Annotated in this window: 1 pseudogene; it reads left to right on the top strand. The window is 69.5% G+C overall.

The window, feature by feature from the left end:
* Nucleotides 1-430: pseudogene (locus tag AC5RVV_RS18150) on the top strand (NAD-dependent DNA ligase LigA); the annotation flags it as partial.

Here is a 430-nt window from a genome sequence, read left to right as displayed (position 1 = left end):
GCAGCATCTGCAGCGGATGTACAGCCTGGAGGATGTGTTCTCCATCGAGGAGCTGGACGCGTGGGTGGCGCGGGCGACGGCGTCTGCCGCACAGGTCGCGCCGCAGGCCCCGCTGCGCTGGCTGACGGAACTGAAGATCGACGGCCTGGCCGTCAACCTGCTCTACCGCGACGGCGCCCTGGTCCGCGCCGCTACCCGCGGCGACGGCCACACGGGGGAGGACATCACGCACAACGCCCTCACTATCGCGGACATTCCGCGCCGGCTGTCCGGGGACAATGTTCCGGCGGAGGTGGAAATCCGCGGCGAGGTGTTCATCCCGTCCAAGGCGTTCGCGGCCCTGAACGAGTCGCTGGTGGAGGCCGGCAAAGCGCCGTTCGCCAATCCCCGGAACGCGGCGGCCGGTTCGCTGCGCCAGAAGGACCCCAAA

Source organism: Arthrobacter sp. MDT2-34-1, from assembly GCF_059091365.1.
Note: the sequence above shows the minus strand (reverse complement) of the source record. Positions and strands in the feature narration are given on the sequence as shown.